The organism is Nonomuraea sp. NPDC003214 (genome assembly GCF_053590035.1).
The window spans coordinates 80,150-101,422 of sequence record NZ_JBSFSX010000016.1 but is presented as its reverse complement, the minus strand read 5'-3'; the positions used below and the strand labels follow the sequence as shown (position 1 = coordinate 101,422).

Below are 21,273 nucleotides of genomic sequence, written 5' to 3'. Positions count from 1 at the left end.
CATAAAACTATGGACAAGGCAACACTAGGAATCGATCGAAACCTCGGGCTACGGTGAGTTGCGTGGACTCCGACCCTCAGCGTGAAGACGGTCACAGCACCTCTCCCATCTGGGTGAGCGACAGACCCGAAAGCGAGCAGACCGCCGCCGCCAAACCTTCGGCGCCCACCTCCACGTTCGCGCCGGTCGAGCGCGCGTCCGTGCGCAGCCTGCTGCAGCAGCCGAGGTTCCGCCGGCTGCGCAACAGGGCGCTGGTGGCGCTCGCGGTCGGCGTCGTCGTGGGCTTCCTGGTGAGCGACTGGCGCGCGGGCGCGACCGCGGCCGTGGTCGCGGCGATCCTGGAGACGGTCTACCGGGCCCGCTCCAACTCGACGGTGCCGGCGTGGCGGCGGTCCTCCGTGGCCGAGCGCCGCACGGAGGCCCAGCTGCGCAAGCTGGAGCGCGGCGGCTACCGCACGCTCCACGCCAGGGCGATCCCGGGCAGCGAGGCGCAGATCGACCACCTCGTGGTCGGCCCCACGGGCGTCTACGCGGTCGACTCGGAGAAGTGGGACAAGCGCCTTCCCGTACGGGTCCAGATGGGCAAGAAGCTCTTCCACGGCCCGTTCGACATGAAGCCCCGCATCACCGAGGCCAAGTGGGAGGCCGCCCAGGCCAGCGAGCTGATCAGCAAGTCCTACGGCCGGGAGGTCTCGGTCACGCCGTCGCTGGCGATCTACGGCCCGCCCGTGCCCTGGAAGATCATGACGATCCGGGGCGTCGACGTCTACGAGGGCGGCCGCGCCCGCAGGTGGATCACCAAGCGGGAGCGCGCGCTGACCGACACGGAGATCGACCGGATCTACGAGATCGCCGAGCAGGTGCTGCCTCCGCGCTACGGCGAGGGCTGACACTCCACCCGTCGCTGGTGTCCGCGCTGTGGACAACCGTCTCAGCTACCGAGCGGTTGGCCGTACCATGTGTAGACGCTAGCGATGGGAGAACGCCGATGCCCGCCCTCAGGTCACGTACAGTCACCCACGGCAGGAACATGGCCGGTGCCCGGGCCCTGCTCCGGGCGACCGGCGTAGCCGGGAGCGACCTCGGGAAACCGATCATCGCGGTGGCCAACAGCTTCACCCAGTTCGTCCCCGGTCACGTGCACCTGCGCGACGTGGGTGACGTGGTGTCCGCGGCGATCCGCGAGGCGGGGGCCATCCCGCGCGAGTTCAACACGATCGCCGTCGACGACGGCATCGCGATGGGCCACGGCGGCATGCTCTACTCGCTGCCGTCGCGCGAGCTGATCGCCGACGCCGTCGAATACATGGTCAACGCCCACTGCGCCGACGCGCTGATCTGCGTCTCCAACTGCGACAAGATCACGCCGGGCATGCTGCTGGCCGCCTTCCGGCTCAACATCCCCACGGTCTTCGTCTCCGGCGGGCCGATGGAGGCGGGCAAGACGCCCGGCCGCAAGCTCGACCTCATCGACCCGATGATCGCCGCCGCCGACGAGTCGGTGTCCGACGCCGAGCTGCTGGAGCTGGAGGAGAACGCCTGCCCCACCTGCGGCTCGTGCTCCGGCATGTTCACCGCCAACTCCATGAACTGCCTGGCCGAGGCGATGGGCCTGGCCCTGCCCGGCAACGGCACGATCCTGGCCACGCACAAGCGCCGCAAGCAGCTGTTCGAGGACGCCGGCCGCACGCTCGTGGAGATCACCCGGCGCTACTACGAGGACGACGACGAGTCGGTGCTGCCGCGCTCGATCGCCACCCGCGACGCCTTCGAGAACGCGATGGCGCTCGACGTGGCGATGGGCGGCTCCACCAACACGATCCTGCACATCCTGGCCGCCGCCCGCGAGGCCGAGGTCGACTTCGGGCTCAAGGAGATCAACGAGATCTCGCAGCGCGTGCCGTGCCTGTGCAAGGTCGCCCCGGCGACGAACAAGTACCACATCGAGGACGTCCACCGGGCCGGCGGCATCCCCGCCATCCTCGGCGAGCTCGACCGCGCCGGGCTGCTCCACCGCGACGTGCCCACGGTCAACGGCGGCACCCTCGGCGAGACGCTCGCCGCCTGGGACCCGGCCTCCCCGACCGTGCTGCCCGAGGCCGTCGAGCTGTGGCACGCCGCGCCGGGCAACGTCCGCACCGTCAAGCCCTACTCGCAGGACAACCGCTGGGACGACCTCGACCTCGACCGCGCCGCCGGATGCGTGCGCGACCTGGAGCACGCCTACACCGCCGACGGCGGCCTGGCCGTCCTCTACGGCAACATCTCGCGCGACGGCGCCGTCGTGAAGACCGCCGGGGTCGACGAGTCGATCTGGAAGTTCAGCGGGCCCGCGGTCGTGTTCGAGTCGCAGGAGGACGCCGTCGACGGCATCCTCGGCGGGCGCGTCAAGGAGGGCGACGTGGTGGTCATCCGCTACGAGGGTCCCAAGGGCGGGCCCGGCATGCAGGAGATGCTCTACCCGACCTCGTTCCTCAAGGGCAAGGGCCTGGGCAAGGCGTGCGCGCTCGTCACCGACGGCCGCTTCTCCGGCGGCACCTCGGGCCTGTCCATCGGCCACGCCTCCCCCGAGGCCGCCGAGGGCGGCGCGATCGCGCTCGTCGAGGACGGCGACCTGATCGACATCGACATCCCGGCCCGCAAGCTGGAGCTGCGCGTCCCCGAGGCCGAGCTGGCCGCCCGCCGCGAACGGCTGCTCGCCGACCTCGGCGGCTACCGGCCGCGCGAGCGCCAGCGTCCGGTCAGCGCCGCTCTCCAGGCGTACGCGGCCATGACCACGTCCGCCTCCACCGGCGCGTCCCGCGACCTGTCGCAGCTCTCCCGCTGACCTCGTCAACCTGTACGGCGATGCCGTACAGGTTTTCGAAAACTGTCGGTGGCGTTACCTATTCTTGGGGTATGGCTACAGTCGTGAAGCCCCAGACCCGCCCGCTGACGACCGCCGAGATCGCCGCCCTCGCCCTGTCCCTCGCACACCTGGGATCGGGCCCCCAGGCCGTCACCGCCAGGCGCGGCCTCCAGCACGCCTTCGACCATCTGGACCTCGACGACGCCGTCATCGCGACCACGCTCGCGACCCTCACCGACCCGCTCCCCGTCGACGTCGCCTCCCGCGCCCGGCTCATCGCCGACGCCATCACCAGCCGGATGATGGTCCGCCTCCACTACCGCGACGCCTCCGGCACCGTCACCAGCCGCGACGTCGAGCCCGTCACCTGCCTGGTGCACCGCGAACACTGGTACCTCGTCGGCGTCTGCCGGATGCGCCGGGGCATCAGGGCGTTCCGCTTCGACCGCATCATCGCCGTCGAGCCCACCCTGACCCCCTCCCGCCCCCACCTCGCCGACCGCTTCCTCCCCTTCCAGCGCCGCAAGCGCCCCAGGCCCACCCAGATCCCGGCCTGACGGTCCTGCCTTGTGCTGCGGCGCGCCCACCTCAGGCGCGCCGCAGCCTTTCGGACGTGACGCCCAGCCGGGGCAGCCGTTGCTGGACCCCTTGGGATGGTCCCGCTCGGGTGGCCCCTCCCTCTCGGAGCCTCCCGCCGTCCGCGCCACCCGCCCCCACAGGCCCGGCCCCAGACGAGGGCCGCTCCCCGGGGAGCGGCCCTGCCCCGGGGAACTGCCCTGCCCCGGAACGGTCCCCCGCCGTGCGGCCCGTCCGTGCGGCCCCGTCCGCGCGGGCTCCTCCGCGCGGCTCCCGGCGCACGGGCTCCTGCGGAGGCGGCCTCCCCGTCAGCCCGCTGCCGTGAGCGCAGCCCCCGCCCGAGGCGGGGACCGCAGACGGCGGCACTCCCCCAGAAACCGGCCCTGCCCCGGAACGGCCCTGCTGCGCGCGTCCCTTCGCGTGGGCCCTTCGGAGGCGGCAACCCTGCCGTGGCCCTCGGTCGAGAGCGCCCGCCCCCGCCCGGGGCGCGGGCCGCGGAGGCGGTCCTTTCCCGGGGAGCGGCCCTTCCCCGGAACGCCCCTCCGAGTGGGCTTCTCTGGAGGCGGTCGCCCTGCCAGCCCTCTGCCGTAAGTGCCGCCCCGTCCGAGGCTCGGGCTCCCTCTCCGGTGGTCGTCCGGGCCGGGCGCACGGGGGGTGGGGCCCGTCGAGGAAGAAGACGGGTGGGGGGAAACGTGGGGGTGGCTTGACCGTTGGGGACCCCGGGGGTTGGCATCGGGGGTGGCAGGCTCGCGTGCATGCGCGCTCGGGGGATCTCGCTGATAGGCGTCCTGCTGGTCGTCGTGTCTGGTTGCGCCGAGGGGCGGGCCGGGGCGCCGCGTGCCGTCGCGCAGGGGGTGGTGGCGCAGCAGGTCCCCCGGGTGGTGGTGGCCGAGGGGGCGTTGCCGGCGCGGGAGCGGGAGCGACTGGATCGGGCGCTGGGCCGGTACGTGGCGGGCCGGCCGGGCCGGGTGGCGGTGGCGGTGTTCGACCGGACGGCGAACGTGCGGTACGCGTTCCGGGACCGGGAGCCGTTCATGCTGGCCAGCGTGGCGAAGGTGGACATCCTGCTGGCGTTGCTGCTGCGGCGGCAGCGTGAGCGTCGCGGGCTCGACGCGTACGAGCGGACGCTGGCCTCGCGCATGATCCGCTATAGCGACAACGACTGCGCGCACGAGCTGTATCTGACGATCGGCGGGCGGCGGGGCCTGGCCCGGATGCTGCACGCGCAGGGGGTGCGGCACACGACGCCGGGCGCGGGCCTGTACTGGGGGGCGACGTTGAGCCGGGCGTCGGATCAGGTGCGGGTGCTGGAGCGGCTGACCGATCCGGCGGGGCCGGTGTCGGCGGCGAACCGGCGGTACGCGCTGGGGCTGATGTCGTCGGTGGAGCCGTCGCAGGCGTGGGGGGTGAGCGCGGCGGGCAAGCGGGTGGCGTTGAAGAACGGCTGGCTGCCCGCCGACGCGCACGACGGCCTGTGGACGGTCAACAGCGTGGGGCGGCTCGTGGTGCACGGGCACGAGGTGCTGGTGGCGGTGCTGTCGGAGCGCAGCCCCACGATGGAGACGGGGGTGGCGACGGTGGAGCATGTCGCCGAGCTGGCCGTGGGGGCGGTCACGGCGTCGGCGCTGTGACCGTGGGGGTTACCCGCAGCAGCCGCCTCCGCAGCAGCCGCCGCCTCCGCCGGTGGGGCGGGGGGTGGCGGCGGAGCCGGTCATGGCGACGGTGGACAGCAGCTTGACCGTGTCGGCGTGGCCGTCGGGGCAGGTGGCCGGGTCGTCGGCGGCCGACATGGGGCGGGACAGCTCGAACGTGGAGCCGCAGGCGCGGCAGCGGTAGTCGTATCGCGGCATGCCACCAGGTTAAGCCTGGAAGGTCACCTGGGCGTAGTCGGAGACGGGTTCGAAGCCGATCGAGCGGTAGATCGCGTTGCTGGTGGGGTTGGCCAGGTCGGTGAACAGGACGACCTGGTCGCAGCGTTCGGCGAGGCCGGTGCGGCTGGCGAAGGCGGTGACGGCGGCGCCGTACCCTCGTCTGCGCCGGGACGGCGGGGTGTAGACGGGGCCGATGCGGCAGACGCCGCCGGCGGCGGGTGAGAGCGCGGCGAGCGAGACGGGGGCGCCGTCGTCCTCCCAGAGGAACAGTTCGCGGGCGGCGAGCCGCCGGGCGGTGTGGGTGACGAGGTCCTCGCCGGCGTTGAGCCGCACCTCGGCGAAGAACGCCTGGGTCCAGGCGATGAGGACGGGCAGGTCGGCGCCGGTGGCGAGGCGGCCGGCGCCGGGCACGCCGGGGGTGGTGAGGGTGCCGAGCCGGTAGAGGCGTTCGGCGAGCACGTCGCCGGTGCGGCCGAGGGCGCGGGCGACGGCCCGGGTGAGTTCGAGGGGTCCGACGACTTCGGGGATGTCGCCGCCGAGCGCCTCGACCAGCGGGGGGACGGCTTCGGCGGGCATGAGGCCGAGGCAGACGGGCCGGGGCGGGGTGTGGAAGGCCGCACCCCGCACCTGCCCGCCGTCGGTCCACCAGCCGAAGCGGGCGCCGTCGGCGGGCATGCCCTGCCTCAGGTCGGCGAGCACGGTGAGGAGCACCGTGTTGCCGACCGGGTCGGTCAGCAGGAACGGCTCGGCCTCGCGGGCGTAGGCCTCGACGTCGGTCGTGATGGTCCACATGCGTGCATGGTGCCAGGGCGCAGGGCAAGCCGTCAGTGCAGGGCGCCGGTGCAGACCGTCAGTGCAAGCCGTCAGTGCAAGCCGTCAGGGCGGGGCGAGGGCGCGCAGGGGGCTCATGCCGCCGCTTCCAGGTAGGGCGCCCATTGGGGGTCGCCGACGAGCGAGGCGCCGATGAGCCTCCAGTGGGCGCCCCGTGGCACCGCCGGGGCGACGCGGAGCGTCCACCCCAGCTCCTCCAGGAACTTGTCGGCCTTGCGGTGGTTGCACTGCGAGCACGAGGCGACGCAGTTCTCCCACGAGTGGGGTCCGCCCCTGGACCTGGGGATGACGTGGTCGATGGTCTCGGCCCGCTGCCCGCAGTAGGCGCAGCGGTAGTCGTCGCGCCGCATGAGGGCGGCCCTGGTCAGCGGGATCCGGGACCGGTAGGGGATGCGGACGTATCGTCTGAGCCTGATCACCGAGGGCACGTCGAGCGTGCAGGTCGCGGAGCGCAGCACGGCGCCGCGGCCGTCGCGGTGCACGACGTCGGCCTTCTCCCGCAGCACGAGCACGATGGCGCGGTGCAGCGAGAGCGTGGTCAGGGGCTCGTAGGTGGCGTTCAGCAGCAGAACCTGGCGCATCATCGGGCCTCTCCCCGCTGCGCGCGAACCAGAGGAGACATGCCGTGGCATGTCCCGGCTATTCGCCCCTCCTGGGGCTTGGACGTTACCGTCACGTGGACCTCCGCCGGACGGTCCAGCGGATGGACACCACGGCACCGTCCTGTCAGCAGTCTGGCGTTTCCCGCGTGGTCCCCGCCACCCCTTAACCTCCAGCCGGAATGACCAGAGGGACGCACGGTACGTTTTATGCCCGCATCACCTGGGCTTTACGCCATCCCCGGAGCGTTCGCCGTTGCCGTAGGGTTCGAGCATGACGCGAGAGCCCTATCCAGCCGCCCCCCGCGAGGAGACCGTCGATCTGGTCCACGGCACGCCGGTGCCCGACCCGTACCGCTGGCTGGAGGATCCGGACAGCCCGGAGACGGAGAGATGGCTGCTCGCGCAGGCTGAGCTGTTCAAGCGGGAGGCGGAGCCGCAGCGGTTCAAGGAGCGCATCGGGGAGCTGCTGCGTTCGGGGTCGGTGGGCACGCCCGCGTGGCGGGGCGAGCGGCGTTTCTTCAGCCGCCGCACGCCGGACCAGGAGCACGCCGTCTACTACGTGGCCGACGGCGACGGCGCGGAGCGGGCGCTGGTCGACCCGATGGCGCTGGACCCGACGGGGCTGACGACGCTCGACACGGTGCAGCCCGACAAGGAGGGCCGCCTGCTGGCCTACCAGATCTCGGTGGGCGGCACCGAGGAGTCGGTCCTGTACGTGCTGGACGTGGCGACGGGCGAGCGCGTCGAGGGGCCGATCGACCGGTGCCGCTATTCGCCGGTGGCGTGGCTGCCGGGCGGCGAGGCCTACTACTACGTGCGCCGGCTGCCCGCCACGGAGGTGCCGGAGAACGAGCGGCAGTTCCACCGCCGCGTCTACCTGCACCGGGTGGGCACGTCCACCGAGGACGACGTGCTGATCTTCGGCGAGGGCATGAAGATGACCAACTACTACGGCGTCTCGGTGTCGCGTGACGGCCGCTGGCTGCAGGTGTCGGCCAGCGAGGGCACGGCGCCGCGCAACGACCTGTGGGTGGCCGACCTGACGCTCTCGCCGCCGGAGCGGCCGGAGCTGCGCGTGGTCCAGGAGGGCGTCGACGCGCAGACGGGGCTGGTGTTCGGCCGCGACGGCCGGCTGTACGTGCACACCGACCGTGACGCGCCGCGTGCCCGGGTGTGCGTCGCCGATCCGGCCGAGCCGGGGTTCGAGGGCTGGCGTGACCTGATCCCGCAGGACCCGGAGGCGGTGCTGGCGGACTTCGCGATCCTCGACGACCTGGAGCGCCCGGTCATGCTGGTGAGCTGGACGCGCCACGCGATCAGCGAGATCACCGTGCACGACCTGGAGACGGGCGAGCGGCTGGGCGAGGTGCCGACGCCGGGCCTGGGCACGATCGGCGGCCTGGCCGAGCGGCCGGAGGGCGGCCACGAGGCGTGGTTCGGCTACACCGACAACACCACGCCGCCGTCGATCCAGCGCTACGACGCCCGCACGGGCGAGACGACGCTGTGGGCGGCCTCGCCGGGCGCGGTCGAGGTGCCGCCGGTCCGCACCGAGCAGGTGGTCTACCGGTCGCAGGACGGCACCGACGTGCGCATGCTGGTGATCTCGCCGGTGTCCGGCTCGGGTCCGCGCCCGACCATCCTGTACGGCTACGGCGGGTTCGGGCTGTCGATGACGCCTGGTTACTCGGCCTCGATCCTGGCCTGGGTGGAGGCGGGCGGCGTCTACGCCATCGCCCAGTTGCGCGGCGGCGGCGAGGAGGGCGAGGACTGGCACCGGGCGGGCATGCTCGGCAACAAGCAGAACGTGTTCGACGACTTCCACGCGGCGGCCGAGCACCTGATCGCGACCGGGGTGACCACGGCCGACCGGCTCGGCATCTCGGGCGGCTCCAACGGCGGCCTGCTGGTGGGGGCCGCGCTGACGCAGCGTCCTGAGCTGTACGCGGCGGCCGTCTGCTCGGCGCCGCTGCTCGACATGGTGCGGTACGAGCGCTTCGGCCTCGGCGCGACGTGGAACGTGGAGTACGGGTCCGCCGAGGACCCCGAGCAGTTCCGCTGGCTGCTGGCCTACTCGCCCTACCATCACGTCGTGGAGTCGGTGAACTATCCGGCGACGCTGTTCACGGTCTTCCAGTCCGACACGCGTGTGCATCCCCTTCACGCGTGGAAGATGTGCGCGGCGTTGCAGCACGCGTCCACGGGTGACCGGCCGATCCTGCTGCGCAACGAGACCGAGGTGGGTCACGGCGCCCGCTCGATCAGCCGCAGCGTCGACCTGTCGGCCGACACGCTCACGTTCCTGGCCAAGCACCTGCGCCTGTAGCCGGGACGCCCAGGCCCGCTACCGTCCCTGACGGGCGGGCTGCCTGGGGAAGTAGTGGCGCAGCACCGGGTGCCACGGGTTGGCGGTGACGCCGTGCAGCGCCGCCACGCCCAGGCAGTACTTGCTGACGCTGACCGGCCGCACGCCCAGGCGGCGCAGGATGCGGTCGGCCGCCGCGTCGCCGCCCGCCGACTTCGACTCCAGCAGCACCCGGTCGTGGCGGGTGGCCAGGGCGCGCCGCCCGTCGCCGCAGACCAGGCCGGTGTCGCAGGTGAGCCGGGCCGAGCCGGAGCGGTCGACCAGCGTCACCCGGCGGTAGTCGGTGGACAGCACCGGCCCGAGCGACTCCGGCCTGGCCAGCCGCAGCCCGCCCGCCAGCGTGTCGGCGACGTAGTCGAGCGCCTCCTGGGTGAGCGCGTCGGACGGGCCCGTGTCGTACGGGATGCGGTGCTTGTCGGTGCTGCCCGAGACGCCCTTGAGCTTGACCTCCAGCCACCGGCCGCCGCCGTCCAGGTACGTGCGCGTACGGATCTTGTAGCGCAGACGGCGGTCCTGCCGGTGCTGGCGGTAGGTGAGCAGGTCGGGGGTGTCGAAGTAGGTCGAGGTGTAGCGGAACTGGCGCCGGCCGCCGATCCGCAGCACCGCGAACCGGTCGCCGAGCTCGGCCGCGAGCCGGGCCATCGTGGCGGCGCTCACCAGATACTTGCGGTCCACCCGGGACATCAGCCGGGAGGTCGCCATGACCTCCTCCAGCGTGACCGGCGGCAGCCCCGCGGCCACCCCGGCGAGCACGATCCCCGCGTCCGTCATCGCCACGCCCCCGCCTTCGTCCCGCGCGGCTGCGGCACCTGGTAGCGCACGTCGACCACGGACACGTCCCTGACGTAGTCCACCTGGGTGACGGAGCACTGCAGCACCTGGGCGCCGAGCCGGCTCTCCAGGTCGGCGCGGAGCAGGGCCGGGTCGGAGTGCACGACGTCCAGCGTCACCACCTGGTGGCGGGTGCGGCCCAGCAGCCTGGGGTGGTCGGCCACGTACATGACGGTCAGCAGCACCACGTCCAGGAAGAGCGCGGTCAGCGGCCAGGTCGCGGCGATGGCGTTCACCAGGCCGAGCGCGATCGCCACGAAGTAGTAGGCGATCTCCTCCTGGGTGATCTCGTCCGAGCGGAGCCGGATGATCGCCAGCACGCCGAACAGGCCGAACCCGACCGCCAGGTCCACCCGCTGCACGAGCAGCAGGGACACCACGGCGAAGATGCCCACGTTCAGCGCCACGTAGGCGAACAGCAGGTCGCGCCGGTGATGCCGGCGAAAGTACAGGCCGTAGGCGAGCGTGATGATCGCCGCCAGGTCCATCGCGAACCCGAGAATCGTGGTCGCCCGCAAGGTGTTCCTCCGTCTTTCTGAGCTGTCGGTGAACAGCCTGGCGAGCGGCGGTGAAGCGTCAGTGAGGCGATGGTGAGGGTGTTCTCATGCGGGTGCCGCCGGGGGCTGCCCCGGCGGCACGGCGGATGTCTAGGACGCGAAGACGATCACGTTGTCGCGGTAGCTGCGGCGCTCGCGGTCGAACGCGCCGCCGCAGGTGATCAGGCGGAGCTCGGCGCCCTTGCCCGGTCCGTACACCTTCGCGTCGGGGATGCGGTTCTTCGGGTAGCGGGCCTGGCCGGTGACCGTGAACGTCACCGTGGTGCCGTCGGCCCGGTCGACGTGCACGCGCGCGCCCCGCCTGAGCTCGCGCAGCCGGTAGAAGACGGCGGGGCCGGTGCGGGAGTCGACGTGGCCGGCGATCACGGACACGCCCTTCTCCCCCGGCTCGGGCCCGGCCCGGTGCCAGCCCGCCCGGTCGAACCGCTCGGGCGCCATCAGCCGCCCTCTTGCGTCGAGGCGCAGCGGGACGACCGGGGTGGTGACGCCGATGGCCGGGATGCGTAACCGGACCGGGTTCGCCGCGTCCGCCACGGCGACCACCGGACCGGCCTGTGGGAGTGTCGTGCCCGCCGCACCGGCGGGCGAGGCGGCGGCCGTCACGGCGATGACGCCCGCGGCGAGTGCGGCCCGCGTCCGTCGCGCCGCCACCTCAGCTCCCACCCAGCTTCCGGGACGCCAGGTACGCGCCGCCCAGCAGGAGGCTGATGCCGCCCAGGGCCAGCAGGACGGTCGTGACGTCGGAGCCGTCGGCGCTCTGCGCGGACACGGGCTGCTGGTCGATCGACCAGGTGGCGTCGCCCTCGACGGCCGCCGTGCCGCCCGCCCCGGTCTCCACGCCCCCGCTCGGCCGGTCGTCGTCGTCATCGGCCTTCGCCGTGCCGCCCGCCCCGGTCTCGACCCCGCCGCGCGGCCGGTCGTCATCATCGTCGTCGCGGACCGTGCCGCCCTGCCCGGTGTCGACGCCGCCACGGGGACGGCTGCCGTCGTCATCGTCGCCGCCGTCGTCGTCGCCGCCGTCGTCGCCGTCGTCGTCGCCGTCGTCAGCGGCGACGTACGCGGTGCTCGCGGCGAGCGCGTGGGGAGCGGCGAGCGACATGCCCGCGATGCCCAGCCCGGACACGATCGCGATGGCGAGCATCAGCCGCCGTAGTGCCAGTACCATCGGTGCCTCCTGTGGAGCCGTTCCTGTGGACGTCTCCACCTTCCGGCGCACCGGTTGGCCCACCGTGAGCACCACATGAGAGACCTGTCACGAAGCCCGCAGCCGGTAGCCGGTGCCCCGGACGGTCTCGATCCGGTCGGCGCCGATCTTGCGCCGCAGGTAGCGCACGTACACGTCGACCACGTTCGAGCCGGGGTCGAAGTCGAACCCCCACACGTGGCTCAGCAGCTGCTCGCGCGTCAGCACCTGGTCGGGGTGGCGGCAGAACACCTCCGCGAGCGCGAACTCGCGCGTGGACAGGTCCACCGACCGCTCCCCCACGTACGCCCGCCGCGTCCGCAGGTCGAGCGCCAGGTCGGAGACGCGCAGCACGGTCACCTCGGGCGCCCGGTCGGCGCGCAGCCGCAGCCGGACCCGCGCCAGCAGCTCCTCGAACGCGAACGGCTTGGCGATGTAGTCGTCGGCCCCGCCCTCCAGCCCGGCGACGGTGTCGGTGACGCTGTCGCGGGCGGTCAGGATGATGACGGGGATGGCGACCTTGGCCTCGCGCAGCCGCCGCAGCACGGTGAACCCGTCGCTGAGCGGCAGCCCGATGTCGAGGATGAGCAGGTCGAACGCGCCGCTGCTGGCGACGTCGTAGGCCGCGACGCCGTCCTCGACGACGGCGGTGACGAACCCGTTGCCGCGCAGCCCCTTCTCCAGGAAGGAGGCGATCCTGGCCTCGTCCTCGGCGATCAGAATGCGGTTCACAGCATCTCCCGGAGCGGAATGGTCATGACGAAACACGCCCCGCCGCCGGGGGCGTCCACCACTTTGACGGTGCCTCCGTGCGCCTCGGCGATGGTGGTGACGATGGCCAGGCCGAGCCCGGCGCCGTCGTGCCCGCCGGTGCGGCCGGAGCCGCGCATGAACCGGCGGAAGATGCGCTCGCGGTCGGCGGGTGGCACGCCGGGCCCGCTGTCGCGTACCCACAGCTCCACCGAGGAGCCGCGGACGGCCGAGCCGACGGCGATGAGATCGCCGTCGCCGGTGTGGCGGACGGCGTTGGCGACGAGCTGCATCAGGGCCTGGGTGAGCCGCTGCCGGTCGGCGGGCATGCGGGCCTCGGCCACCTCGTCGACGCGCCAGCGCCGCTCGCCCAGCGCGCGGGCCTTGGCGACGACGCTGACGGTGAGGTCGGCCAGCTCTACCTCGTCGACGTCGAGGAAGCCGGGCTGTTCGGCCTTGGCGAGGGTGAGCAGGTCGTCGACCATGCGGTTCATGCGGTCGAGCTCGTCGGTGACCAGGGCGAGCGTCTCGGCCCGGTCGGCCGGGTCGTCGCCCATGAGCTCCAGGTGGCCGCGGATGACGGTGATCGGGGTGCGCAGCTCGTGCCCGGCGTCGTCGACGAAGTGGCGCTGCACGGCGAACGCCTGTTCAAGCCGGTCGAGCATGTGGTTGAAGGTCGCGGCGAGCGCGGCCACGTCGTCGTTGCCGGGCACGTCGAGCCGCCGGGTCAGGTCGGAGGAGTCGCTGATCTGCTCGGCGGTCTGGCGCACCAGCCGGACGGGGGCGAGCACCCGGCCGGCGACGAACCAGCCGGCGGTGCCGGCCAGCGCGAGCGCGCCCAGCGCGGTCAGCGACAGCACCCGGATGGCGTCCATGGTGTCGTCGCGGTGCTGGTCGTAGAAGAGCGCGATGACGAAGTGGCCCTGGCGCGGGTCGCCGGCCACGGTGACGGGGATGACCGCGTACCAGACGGCGCCCGCGGCGCTCTCCCACCTGCCGTCGACCGGCTCCGTCGCGGTGGCCAGCTTGGCGACGAGCGCGGCGTCGTTGTCGAGCGTGGCGGGCGGGGTGACGCCGCTGGCCTTGTCGGGGGCGCCGTCGACGATGCTGAAGAACGTCTCCCACCGGTCGGGCGGGTTGTAGGCGAGGTAGCCGGACATCAGCTTGGCCACGTCGTCGACCGGCCGCCCGGTCTGCGGGTCGAGCGCGGTGACGGCGTAGCGGCGCAGCTTCTCGGCCTCGTTGCTGAGCTCGGACTCCATCCGGCCGTCGAGCCGGTTGAGCAGGATGGTCCAGGTGGCGAAGATGGAGACGAACAGGGCCAGGCCGACGACCGCGAGCATCCAGCCCACGATCCGGCCCCTGGCGGTCACGCGCATGCCGGAGCCTGATCAGTCGTCGTCATCGCCGCCGTCGTCATCGTCATCGTCGTCGCCCCCTGGTCTGGGTGACGGCGGTCTGACCGGTTCGGCCTTGGTCTTGCGCTTGGACGGCGAGGCCGCCGGCTCGGGCGTCCCGGCGGGGGTCCCCTCCGGCGTGGCCTCCGGGGTGGTCTCCCGGGTCGCCTCCGGCGTGGCTTCCGGCGTGGTTTCCGGGGCCGGCTGCGGCGCCGCGGTCCGCTCCGGGGTGGCGGCGCCCTCCGAGCCGGCGCTGCGCGACACGACGACGGGACCGCCCAGCTCCGGCCCGCTGCCCGCGGCCAGCGTGAACCCGTACACCATGAACCCGGCCAGGACCACGCCGGCCACGATCATGACCAGGGGTGCTCGACGTTTCATGGCACCGAGCATGCCGTCTTCCGAGGAGACGAGTCTGAGGCTCTGATGAGAAAACTCTCATCAGCCGGGCAGCGTCTCCCCTCCGATCGGCGCCAGGATCTCGCCGGTGTAGTACGAGGAGAGCCGTTCGGCGGCGAAGAAGACGTACGAGGGCGCGATCTCGTCGGGGTCGGCCGCCCGTTTCATCGGCACCTGCTTGCCGAACTCGTCGACCTTCTCCGGCGGGAACGTGGCGGGGATGAGCGGGGTCCAGACCGGGCCGGGAGCCACGGCGTTGACCCGGATGCCGCGTTCGACCAGGTTCTGGGCCATCGAGTAGGTGAAGGCGTTGATCGCCCCCTTCGTGGCGGCGTAGTCGATGAGCGTCTTGTTGCCGCGCAGCCCGTTGATGGAGGAGGTGTTGATGATGGCGGCGCCCTCGCGCAGGTGCGGCAGGGCGGCCTTGGTGACCCGGTAGTAGCTGTGGATGTTGACGGCGAACGTGTGCTCCCACTGCTCGTCGGTCAGCTCGTCGAGCGAGTCGACCGGGGCCTGGTAGGCGACGTTGTTGACGACGATGTCCAGGCCGCCGAGCTCGGAGACGGCCCGTTCGACGGCTTGCAGGCAGTTGTCGCGGTCGGCGAGGTCGCCGGGGATGAGCACGCAGCGCCGCCCGGCCTCCTCGACGAGCTTCCTGGTGTGGTTGGCGTCCTCGTGCTCGCTCAGGTAGGCGATGGCGACGTCGGCGCCCTCCTTGGCGAAGGCGACGCAGACCGCCCGGCCGATGCCGGAGTCGCCCCCGGTCACCAGCGCGCGCTTGCCGTCGAGCAGGCCGCGGCCGGTGTAGCCGCGCATCTCGTCGCGCGGCTCGGGCGCCATCTGCCCGGTGTGTCCGGGGTAGGGCTGGTCCTGGGCCGGCGGCGTGGAGTTCGGTTGTTCTGGCATGCCGTCGCCGTGCCCCCTCCGGCGGCCGGTTAACGTCAGCGGGGGAAGACGACGGTCTTGTGTCCGTCAAGAAGAACCCGCTGCTCGGCGTGCCATTTCACGGCTCTGGCCAGGGCCGTGCACTCGACGTCGCGGCCGATGGCGGCCAGGTCCTCGGGCGAGTGGCTGTGGTTGACCCTGGCCACCTCCTGCTCGATGATCGGCCCCTCGTCGAGGTCGGAGGTGACGTAGTGGGCGGTGGCGCCGATGAGCTTGACGCCGCGCCCGTGGGCCTGATGGTAGGGCCTGGCGCCCTTGAACGACGGCAGGAACGAGTGGTGGATGTTGATCGCCCGCCCGGCGAGCTTGGCGCACAGGTCCTCCGACAGCACCTGCATGTAGCGGGCCAGCACCACCAGGTCGATCCGGTAGTGCTCGACCAGCGCCAGCACCTCGGCCTCCTGCCTGGGCTTGGTGTCGGGGGTGACGGGCAGGTGGTGGTAGTCGATGCCGTGCGACTGGGTGAGCGGGCGCAGGTCGGGGTGGTTGGACACGACGGCGGCGATCTCGATGTCGAGGCTGCCGGAGCGCACCCGGTAGAGCAGGTCGTTGAGGCAGTGGTCGAACTTGCTGACCATGATGAGCACGCGCGGCCTGGTGGCCGTGTCGCGGAGCTGGATCTGCATGCCGAACTCCGGCGCCAGCGCGGCGAACGCGGCGCGCACCTCGTCGCCGGGCAGCGTGGCGGTGAACTGCACGCGCATGAAGAAGCGCGCCTGCTCCCGGTCGCCGAACTGCTGGCTCTCGGTGATGTTGCAGCCGTGCCGCGCCAGGAGGCCGGCGACGGCGGCCACCACCCCGGGGCGGTCCGGGCAGGACAGCGTGAGGACGTATTCGGCAGCGTTCATGGTGGTCAGAGCCTACCGGCCGGGCGGGTGCGCTGATCCACCCGATCTTGGGTAGGTATTAGGACATTACGGACGTTTCTTGCCAGGGGGTGTGTGTGCCGCTCGACGCGGTGGTGCTGGTCGCGATCGCGGGCCTGTTCGCCGTCGTGACCGGGATGAACGACGGCGGGGCGCTGCTGGCCACCGGCCTCAAGCTGCCCACGGTCCGGCCCGTCACGGGCATCCTCACGCTTGTCGTGCTCGTCGCGCTCGTCCCGCTCGTCACGCACCAGGTGGCGCTGACGTTCGTGACGCGGCTGGCCACCTTCGACGGCCCCGGCGGCCGGATCGCCACCATCATCGCCGTGCTCAGCGCGTTGACCGTGGTGCTCGTGCTCAGCGCCAAGGGCCGGCCGACCAGCCTCACGCTGGCCGTCGTCGGCGGCCTCACCGGGGCCGGGCTCGGCTGGGGGCTGCCGGTCTCGGGCGGGTCCGTCGCGCTCGTGCTCGCCTTCGGCCTGGCCGCCCCCGTCGTCGGCGGGCTGCTGGCCTGGGCGATGACCGTGGTGCTGCTCAAGCTCACCACCGCGCGCGGCCTGTGGAACTGGCACCGGGCCGGCTTCCTGCTCCAGACCGTCGCGTACGCGGCCAACGACGGGCAGAAGATGCTGGCCGTCTTCATGATCGCGCTCGGCTTCTCCGGCGCGCCACTGCCGTACACGTCGCTGGTGGCCGTCCTGTTCGGCCTCGGAGCCCTGTACGGCCTGCCCAAGGCGGGCCGCACGCTCAGCCGGGAGATCATCGCCTTCCGCCCGCTGCACGGGGTGTCGGCGGAGCTGTCGGCCGGGGCCGCGGTGCTGGGCTGCTCGGCCCTCGGCATGCCGGTGAGCATGACCCAGGCCATCGCCGGCGGGCTGATCGGCGCCGGAGTCAACCACGGCGGCGGCCGGGTCCGCTGGTACGCCGCCGTCAAGATCGTGACCGCGTGGCTGCTGACGCTGCCGGCCAGCGCGGCGCTCGCGGCACTGGCGGCGTACGCGGCGAAGGGAGTTGCGGGGTGAGGCGGCTGCGCCGGATCCGGGACCTGCTGGCCGGGCGGATGGACAGCGCGCTGTCCGAAGCGCTGCTCGGCCAGCTGGCGGCGACCAAGGAGGGCGCCTGGCTGGCCATGGCGATGATCGGCGGCGAGGTGGGCAGGACGGGCGCGCACGAGCAGATGCGCTCGATCGAGCACCTGGGCGACGAGGAGCGCCGCCGCCTGGTAGAGGAGCTCAAGTCAGCCCTGGTCACGCCCATCGACCGGGAGGACCTGTTCCGGCTGTCGCGCTCGATCGACGACGTGCTCGACTCGCTGCGCGACTTCGTCCGCGAGTCGCACCTGTACCAGGTGAAGGACCAGATTCGCTTCACGCCCCTGCTCGACCAGGTCATCGTCGGCATCGACGCGCTGGAGAACGCGGTGCGCGACCTGGTCTCCAGCCCGTCGGCCGTGGTGCAGGACGCGCTGGAGGCCAAGAAGACGGGCAGCGCGATCCGGCGCATGTACCAGTACGAGATCTCGCGCATCTTCTCCGGCGAGCTGACGGCCGAGGCGATGAAGGAGCGCGAGCTCGTCCGCCGGCTGGAGATCGTCGGCATCGCGATCAGCGAGGCTGCCGATGCCATAGCGGACGGAGCCATGAAACGCTGACCGGATGGAGCTCACCAGCGACCGCCCCGCCGCCCGGGTCGTCTGCCTCGACCGCGACGGCCGGGTGCTGCTCATGCACTGGTACGACAAGGTCAGCGGCCAGGACGTGTGGGAGCCGCCGGGCGGCGGGCTCGACCCGGGCGAGACGCCGCTGGAGGCGGCCAGGCGGGAGCTGACCGAGGAGACCGGGCTGCCGGGCTCGGCCGTGCTGGACCGGCACGTCCCCGTGGAGCGCGACTTCACCTGGCTGGGCGTGCGCTACGTCAAAACCGAGGCGTTCTTCCTGGCGCGCTTCGACGCCGCCCGGCCCCCGGTCGAGCCGCGCGGGCTCACCCCGGAGGAGCGCGAGGCCTACCTCGGCCACCTGTGGGCCCGGGAGCTGCCCGAGCGGGTCGACCCGCCCACGCTGGCCGCGGTGGTCGCCGAGCTGGGTCAGGGCGTGTCGCGGTAGCCCAGCTCGGCCAGCGTCTCGGCCATCAGGGCGCGCAGCAGCGGCCCCGCTATCCGCTCGTGCTCGCCCTCGACCGGCTGCCCGTCGGCCGCCCTGGCGTGGTAGGTCTCGCGCTCGTGCGCGTCGGTGTAGGGCTGGGCGGTGAGCGCGACCACGACCGTGGCCCGGGTGCCGCCGCTGGGCAGCACGGCGACCGCGTGGGTGCGCAGGCACGTCTCGTCCGGCTCGCCGAACCAGCCGCACTTGACCCCGGCCTCCGGCGCCTCCAGCACCTCGCGCGCGCCGAACGCCTGCGAGCCCTCCACCCGGCGCATCCACTCCAGCACGTCGCCCGCGACCGGGTCGCCGGCCAGCGCCGCCTGGGCGAGCGCGGCGTAGGCGGTAGCGACCTCCTCGGCGGCCACCTCGACGGAGCCGAACCGCGACGGGTCGCCGTTGTGCATCGACCAGGCGACGCCGGTGCGCTGGTAGATGTCGTCGAGGATGACCAGCGGCCCGACGGCGAGCCACAGGCTGCGGGTGTCGGCGTTGGACGAGACCACCACGGCAGGCTCGGCGTGGCGGCGCCAGCGCTCGGCGTCGGGGATGCGCCCGGCCGTCACCCAGGCGTACAGCGGCTTGAGCAGCGAGGCGCAGCGCAGCCGGTGCGGCCCCGACCTGACGGCGACGGTGCGCGCGGGCGGGCCGCCGTGGCCCCGGCTGATGCCGGCCGCCTGGGCGCCGGCTCCTCGTTGCAGATCACGTAGCAGCGCGTTGAAGCCCACCCGCCCACCGTAACCGGATTCCGGCGGCATTCAGAGTGGCGCGCGGAGCCAGATCGCCATCAGGGCGAGCGGCACCAGCGCCAGCACCCCGAGCGCGGTCAGCCGCCGCCACCGGGCGGCCAGGCCGGGCGTGGTGGCGAACCCGGCGGCGCCGCCCGCGACCGCGAACGCCGCCGCCGCGGTGACGGCCTGCGGCCAGGAGGCGGTCCACGACGGCAGCGCCTCGCCGGCCAGCCGGAGCACCGCGAGCGTCCAGGCGGCCCGCACCGCCACCCGGCGGCCGTGCGCCACGCCCACGCGGCCCAGCACCCAGGCGGCTCCGGCCAGGAACGCCGCGGTGATGAGGACGAGCGCGGCGACGCTGGGAGCCAGGCACGGCCAGTCGCCGCAGGACATCCCCCTCCGGGCGAGCCGGATCGTGGCCCACCAGAGGAGCCCGAGTGCCGCGTACACCCCTGCGGATCGCCCGGTTCGTCCTGCCATGCGGCCATGATGTCACCGGGAGGCGCGCTCGTCGTCCGCCTCGGCCTCGGCCGTGCGGCCCAGCGCCCGCAGCGCGACGGCGCGGTTGGCGTACAGGTCGGGCTGCGGCTCCAGCGTGATCGCCTGGGTCAGGTCCGCGATCGCGCCCGCGAGGTCGCCCGCCTCGTAGCGGAGCACGCCCCGGTTGCCCCACGCGGCGGCCAGCCCGGGGGCCAGGCCGATGGCCGCGTCGAGCGCCCGCCTGGCCTCCGGCAGCCGCCCGGCGGCCGTCTCGAGCTGGCCGAGCACCGTGAGCAGGTGCGGGCTGTCCGGCTTCAGCGCCAGCCCCGCCGTGACGTCGGCCCTGGCCTCGTCGTCGCGTTCGAGCGCCGCCAGCAGCCCGGCGCGGTTGACGTAGGCGTCCACGAAGGACGGGTCGAGCTCGACGACCCGGCCCAGGTCGGCCAGCGCCCCCTCCACGTCACCGGCGGCGATGCGCAGCTCCGCCCGGTTGTAGTGCGCCTCCGGCAGCGGCGGCCCCACCCGCAGCGCCGTCTCGTAGTCGGCCAGCGCCTCGGCGTCGCGGCCCAGCCTGGCCAGCAGGTTCCCGCGGTCCAGGTAGTGGTCGGGGAACATCGGGTCGATCGCGATCGCGGCGGCGTAGTCCTCCAGCGCCTCCTTGGCCCGGCCCGTCGCCGCCAGCAGTTGCGCCCGGTTGGCCAGCAGCACCATGCGGTGCACCGGATGCCGCTCCCCCAGCTCGCGGGCCAGCTCGATGGCCGACTCGACCAGCGCCAGCGCCCGGTCGGGCCGCCCCTGCCTGAACTCGATCAGCGCCAGCCCGTTGCGGTCGAAGCCGAGCTTGAACGCCCGCTGCGCCGGGTCGGGCAGCAGCGTCGAGATGGCGATCGCCTCGTTGATCCAGCCCCGGGCCCGGCCCAGGTCGCGCCGCTCGGGGTCGGGGTCGCGGGCGTCCAGCATGGCCAGGCCGTACGCGCTCGCGGCGTGCACGGCCGGGTCATGGCTGGCGCGGCGGGCCTGCTCCCACAGCTCCCGCGCCTCCTCCCGCCGCCCGAGCCCGCCGAGCGCCGTCGCGGCCCGCTGCGCGAACCGCCACCACTGCTCGCCGCCCGGCTCGCTCAGCGTCAGCCCGCGCCCGGCGAGCTCGGCCACCGCGTGCAGGAACCCCTCGTGTACGCACCGGTCCACGAGGGTCCACAGCTCGGCGGCGTCACGGGTGTCGGGAGGCGGTTCGGGGCCGCCGGAGTAGAGGGTGATGGCCAGCGTGGCGGGCGGCACGCGGCGCATCAGCACGCCGATCAGCTCGACATCGGTGGGGTCGGCCTGGTCGCCGTTGCAGACGGCCAGGTCATGGCCGGGCGGCACGGCCGTACGGACGAACTCGGCGATCCCGTTGGCCAGCCGGAGCGTGCGGCGGGGGGCGGGCACCAGGATGCGCTCGTCCTCGGGCAGGCCCGCGTCGACGGTCACCCGCCGGGCGGGTACCAGGCGCCGCAGCTCGGGCGCGACGGCGCGGATCTCGATGTCGTGGCGGGCCACCAGGTCGGCGGACCGTTCCACAACGGCCGGGACCAGGTGGGCCAGCAGCGCCGCTCCCACGGTGTAAGGACCGCGCGGCCGCCGATGCCCGTCGATCATCGGCATCAGCGGCCGCGCCTCTCGCGTGCGGGCGGACGGACCGCCCACGACCTCGAGGTGGGACCTTTCCTCGATCACCCCTTGTGAATGACGCTGGAGGTCCCACCCAACCGCGCGGTACCGGGTTTGCGGACGGCGATGCGTTTCATGGTGCACCTCTCCACTGGGGGTAATTCTATTATTCGGACACTCCACCGATTATCAAGATTAACGATGAATAAGTGAGGGCATAATAGCCATTTGTGCTCTTAGTTTTGTGGTGATT

23 protein-coding genes are annotated in these 21,273 nt (G+C 72.9%); 8 read left to right on the top strand and 15 right to left on the bottom strand.

Annotated elements, in window-relative coordinates:
* Positions 1-113 precede the first annotated feature (113 nt).
* The 4 genes from ACWDXC_RS37900 (at position 114) to ACWDXC_RS37885 (ending at position 5,055) form a co-directional block, all read left to right on the top strand.
* Positions 114-890, top strand: coding sequence for a nuclease-related domain-containing protein (locus ACWDXC_RS37900; protein ID WP_308126235.1), 777 nt, complete (start codon positions 114-116; stop codon positions 888-890).
* A 98-nt stretch (positions 891-988) separates the two neighbouring features.
* Positions 989-2,827 carry a dihydroxy-acid dehydratase gene (ilvD, locus tag ACWDXC_RS37895; protein WP_364178725.1) on the top strand — a complete coding sequence of 613 codons (1,839 nt, stop codon included), beginning with the start codon at positions 989-991 and terminating at the stop codon, positions 2,825-2,827.
* 71 nt (positions 2,828-2,898) lie between these two features.
* Positions 2,899-3,405, top strand: a complete 507-nt coding sequence (locus ACWDXC_RS37890) for a helix-turn-helix transcriptional regulator (RefSeq protein WP_357590159.1) — start codon at positions 2,899-2,901, stop codon at positions 3,403-3,405.
* 774 nt (positions 3,406-4,179) lie between these two features.
* Positions 4,180-5,055, top strand: coding sequence for a serine hydrolase (locus ACWDXC_RS37885; protein ID WP_449990514.1), 876 nt, complete (start codon positions 4,180-4,182; stop codon positions 5,053-5,055).
* Positions 5,056-5,064: 9 nt separating this feature from the next.
* On the opposite strand, the gene ACWDXC_RS37880 is transcribed toward ACWDXC_RS37885, so the two are convergent.
* The 3 genes from ACWDXC_RS37880 to ACWDXC_RS37870 form a co-directional block, all read right to left on the bottom strand.
* Positions 5,065-5,274, bottom strand: a complete 210-nt coding sequence (locus tag ACWDXC_RS37880) for an FmdB family zinc ribbon protein (protein WP_219504038.1) — start codon at positions 5,272-5,274, stop codon at positions 5,065-5,067.
* A 9-nt stretch (positions 5,275-5,283) separates the two neighbouring features.
* Entirely contained in the window at positions 5,284-6,087 is an 804-nt protein-coding gene (locus tag ACWDXC_RS37875; protein ID WP_449990511.1) for a GNAT family N-acetyltransferase, read from the bottom strand.
* Positions 6,088-6,200: 113 nt separating this feature from the next.
* Positions 6,201-6,707, bottom strand: a complete 507-nt coding sequence (locus ACWDXC_RS37870) for an HNH endonuclease (protein WP_219504114.1) — start codon at positions 6,705-6,707, stop codon at positions 6,201-6,203.
* Positions 6,708-6,999: 292 nt separating this feature from the next.
* On the opposite strand from ACWDXC_RS37870, the gene ACWDXC_RS37865 reads away from it, so the two are divergent.
* The gene (locus tag ACWDXC_RS37865) at positions 7,000-9,054 is read left to right on the top strand and encodes a prolyl oligopeptidase family serine peptidase (RefSeq protein WP_449990508.1); all 2,055 of its coding nucleotides are present in this window, start codon (positions 7,000-7,002) and stop codon (positions 9,052-9,054) included.
* An 18-nt stretch (positions 9,055-9,072) separates the two neighbouring features.
* Here the strand turns inward: ACWDXC_RS37865 and ACWDXC_RS37860 are convergent, their stop codons facing one another.
* The 9 genes from ACWDXC_RS37860 to purU form a co-directional block, all read right to left on the bottom strand.
* Entirely contained in the window at positions 9,073-9,864 is a 792-nt protein-coding gene (locus tag ACWDXC_RS37860) for a polyphosphate polymerase domain-containing protein (protein ID WP_449990604.1), read from the bottom strand.
* Positions 9,861-10,412 carry a DUF4956 domain-containing protein gene (locus tag ACWDXC_RS37855; protein WP_449990602.1) on the bottom strand — a complete coding sequence of 184 codons (552 nt, stop codon included), beginning with the start codon at positions 10,410-10,412 and terminating at the stop codon, positions 9,861-9,863. Before ACWDXC_RS37855 ends, ACWDXC_RS37860 begins: the two co-directional genes overlap by 4 nt.
* Positions 10,413-10,571: 159 nt before the next feature.
* On the bottom strand, positions 10,572-11,132 hold the full coding sequence (locus tag ACWDXC_RS37850; protein ID WP_449990506.1) for a class F sortase: 561 nt from the start codon (positions 11,130-11,132) through the stop codon (positions 10,572-10,574).
* Between the two features lies 1 nt (position 11,133).
* Positions 11,134-11,646, bottom strand: coding sequence for a hypothetical protein (locus ACWDXC_RS37845; RefSeq protein ID WP_449990504.1), 513 nt, complete (start codon positions 11,644-11,646; stop codon positions 11,134-11,136).
* Positions 11,647-11,733: 87 nt separating this feature from the next.
* Positions 11,734-12,396, bottom strand: coding sequence for a response regulator transcription factor (locus tag ACWDXC_RS37840; RefSeq protein ID WP_219504024.1), 663 nt, complete (start codon positions 12,394-12,396; stop codon positions 11,734-11,736).
* Positions 12,393-13,793 (bottom strand): ATP-binding protein, encoded by a 1,401-nt coding sequence (locus tag ACWDXC_RS37835; RefSeq protein WP_449990500.1) that lies wholly within the window; start codon positions 13,791-13,793, stop codon positions 12,393-12,395. The genes ACWDXC_RS37840 and ACWDXC_RS37835 overlap by 4 nt, the downstream gene beginning before the upstream one ends.
* A 12-nt stretch (positions 13,794-13,805) precedes the next feature.
* A complete protein-coding gene (locus ACWDXC_RS37830; RefSeq protein ID WP_449990497.1) occupies positions 13,806-14,192 on the bottom strand; it encodes a hypothetical protein in 387 nt (128 codons plus the stop codon).
* Between the two features lie 60 nt (positions 14,193-14,252).
* A complete protein-coding gene (locus ACWDXC_RS37825; RefSeq protein WP_219504016.1) occupies positions 14,253-15,116 on the bottom strand; it encodes an SDR family oxidoreductase in 864 nt (287 codons plus the stop codon).
* Between the two features lie 35 nt (positions 15,117-15,151).
* Entirely contained in the window at positions 15,152-16,003 is an 852-nt protein-coding gene (gene purU, locus ACWDXC_RS37820; RefSeq protein WP_449990494.1) for a formyltetrahydrofolate deformylase, read from the bottom strand.
* 95 nt (positions 16,004-16,098) lie between these two features.
* Here purU and ACWDXC_RS37815 point away from each other — a divergent pair, with 95 nt between their 5' ends.
* The 3 genes from ACWDXC_RS37815 to ACWDXC_RS37805 are packed head-to-tail and all read left to right on the top strand — an operon-like array spanning position 16,099 to position 18,123.
* Positions 16,099-17,043 (top strand): anion permease, encoded by a 945-nt coding sequence (locus ACWDXC_RS37815; RefSeq protein WP_449990491.1) that lies wholly within the window; start codon positions 16,099-16,101, stop codon positions 17,041-17,043.
* On the top strand, positions 17,040-17,672 hold the full coding sequence (locus ACWDXC_RS37810; protein WP_219504010.1) for a DUF47 domain-containing protein: 633 nt from the start codon (positions 17,040-17,042) through the stop codon (positions 17,670-17,672). The genes ACWDXC_RS37815 and ACWDXC_RS37810 overlap by 4 nt, the downstream gene beginning before the upstream one ends.
* A gap of 4 nt (positions 17,673-17,676) precedes the next feature.
* The gene (locus ACWDXC_RS37805) at positions 17,677-18,123 is read left to right on the top strand and encodes an NUDIX hydrolase (protein WP_449990488.1); all 447 of its coding nucleotides are present in this window, start codon (positions 17,677-17,679) and stop codon (positions 18,121-18,123) included.
* Here ACWDXC_RS37805 and ACWDXC_RS37800 read toward each other — a convergent pair.
* The 3 genes from ACWDXC_RS37800 to ACWDXC_RS37790 are packed head-to-tail and all read right to left on the bottom strand — an operon-like array spanning position 18,105 to position 21,086.
* On the bottom strand, positions 18,105-18,887 hold the full coding sequence (locus tag ACWDXC_RS37800) for a hypothetical protein (RefSeq protein WP_449990486.1): 783 nt from the start codon (positions 18,885-18,887) through the stop codon (positions 18,105-18,107). The two genes, ACWDXC_RS37805 and ACWDXC_RS37800, sit on opposite strands and share 19 nt — an antisense overlap.
* 30 nt (positions 18,888-18,917) lie before the next feature.
* The gene (locus ACWDXC_RS37795; protein WP_449990483.1) at positions 18,918-19,370 is read right to left on the bottom strand and encodes a hypothetical protein; all 453 of its coding nucleotides are present in this window, start codon (positions 19,368-19,370) and stop codon (positions 18,918-18,920) included.
* 12 nt (positions 19,371-19,382) lie between these two features.
* Complete coding sequence (locus ACWDXC_RS37790) at positions 19,383-21,086, bottom strand: tetratricopeptide repeat protein (RefSeq protein ID WP_449990480.1); 1,704 nt, start codon at positions 21,084-21,086, stop codon at positions 19,383-19,385.
* Between the last annotated feature and the right edge of the window lie 187 nt (positions 21,087-21,273).

Excerpts from the sequence above, each read along its gene's own strand:
- ilvD (WP_364178725.1), top strand. The coding sequence starts at position 989 with ATGCCCGCCCTCAGGTCACGTACAGTCACCCACGGCAGGAACATGGCC.
- ACWDXC_RS37890 (WP_357590159.1), top strand. The coding sequence starts at position 2,899 with ATGGCTACAGTCGTGAAGCCCCAGACCCGCCCGCTGACGACCGCCGAG.
- ACWDXC_RS37885 (WP_449990514.1), top strand. The coding sequence starts at position 4,180 with ATGCGCGCTCGGGGGATCTCGCTGATAGGCGTCCTGCTGGTCGTCGTG.
- ACWDXC_RS37880 (WP_219504038.1), bottom strand. The coding sequence starts at position 5,274 with ATGCCGCGATACGACTACCGCTGCCGCGCCTGCGGCTCCACGTTCGAG.
- ACWDXC_RS37875 (WP_449990511.1), bottom strand. The coding sequence starts at position 6,087 with ATGTGGACCATCACGACCGACGTCGAGGCCTACGCCCGCGAGGCCGAG.
- ACWDXC_RS37870 (WP_219504114.1), bottom strand. The coding sequence starts at position 6,707 with ATGCGCCAGGTTCTGCTGCTGAACGCCACCTACGAGCCCCTGACCACG.
- ACWDXC_RS37865 (WP_449990508.1), top strand. The coding sequence starts at position 7,000 with ATGACGCGAGAGCCCTATCCAGCCGCCCCCCGCGAGGAGACCGTCGAT.
- ACWDXC_RS37860 (WP_449990604.1), bottom strand. The coding sequence starts at position 9,864 with ATGACGGACGCGGGGATCGTGCTCGCCGGGGTGGCCGCGGGGCTGCCG.
- ACWDXC_RS37855 (WP_449990602.1), bottom strand. The coding sequence starts at position 10,412 with ATGGACCTGGCGGCGATCATCACGCTCGCCTACGGCCTGTACTTTCGC.
- ACWDXC_RS37845 (WP_449990504.1), bottom strand. The coding sequence starts at position 11,646 with ATGGTACTGGCACTACGGCGGCTGATGCTCGCCATCGCGATCGTGTCC.
- ACWDXC_RS37835 (WP_449990500.1), bottom strand. The coding sequence starts at position 13,793 with ATGCGCGTGACCGCCAGGGGCCGGATCGTGGGCTGGATGCTCGCGGTC.
- ACWDXC_RS37830 (WP_449990497.1), bottom strand. The coding sequence starts at position 14,192 with ATGAAACGTCGAGCACCCCTGGTCATGATCGTGGCCGGCGTGGTCCTG.
- ACWDXC_RS37825 (WP_219504016.1), bottom strand. The coding sequence starts at position 15,116 with ATGCCAGAACAACCGAACTCCACGCCGCCGGCCCAGGACCAGCCCTAC.
- purU (WP_449990494.1), bottom strand. The coding sequence starts at position 16,003 with ATGAACGCTGCCGAATACGTCCTCACGCTGTCCTGCCCGGACCGCCCC.
- ACWDXC_RS37805 (WP_449990488.1), top strand. The coding sequence starts at position 17,677 with ATGGAGCTCACCAGCGACCGCCCCGCCGCCCGGGTCGTCTGCCTCGAC.
- ACWDXC_RS37795 (WP_449990483.1), bottom strand. The coding sequence starts at position 19,370 with ATGGCAGGACGAACCGGGCGATCCGCAGGGGTGTACGCGGCACTCGGG.